The organism is Flavobacterium silvaticum, assembly GCF_012911565.1.
In the GTDB taxonomy this organism is placed as follows: Bacteria; Bacteroidota; Bacteroidia; order Flavobacteriales; family Flavobacteriaceae; genus Flavobacterium; species Flavobacterium silvaticum.
This window is the reverse complement of record NZ_JAAMPU010000058.1, coordinates 1-466: the sequence shown is the minus strand read 5'-3', so window position 1 is coordinate 466 and position 466 is coordinate 1. Positions and strand designations below refer to the sequence as shown.

General features: G+C 58.6%; 1 protein-coding gene. It reads left to right on the top strand.

Features of this window, described 5'->3' with window-relative positions; genetic code table 11:
- Positions 1-113: 113 nt before the first annotated feature.
- Positions 114-466: hypothetical protein (locus G6047_RS00210; protein WP_169525289.1), on the top strand; the 353-nt coding region annotated here is incomplete at its 3' end.

Sequence of the window (466 nt, the reverse complement as noted above, 5' to 3'; positions counted from 1 at the left end):
GCAACCTCGACGAAGGCTTCCAGCTGCTTTCCAACGTGATCAACGCACAGTGCGGCATCACCCTTGCGGCCATCAACTCGGTGATCCAGGTGACCACCTTCCCGAACATCACCATGTACCGTTACCGTGTCTACAAGATCGTAGGCGGTGTGCCTACAGGTGCCCCTCAATACGTGGAGCGTCCTCAGGGATACTTCTCGTTCACCAACATGGCTTCCTACGACTATGCCTCCACGTACAGCATCCAGGTGGAGCTGCAACGCAACGGCACATGGCTCGGGTATTATGGGACGGCATGCCAGGTATCGACCCCTGCCTTGCTCGACAACCCGAACGGATCGGGATCCATCAACCCGTCACAGTGCGGCATCCAGCTGGCCACCATCTCGACGCTCATCGCAACGCCTAGCCTCCTTGGGGCCACGGCCTATAAGTTCCGTGTGACCAACCAGACCGACTCGTCGGT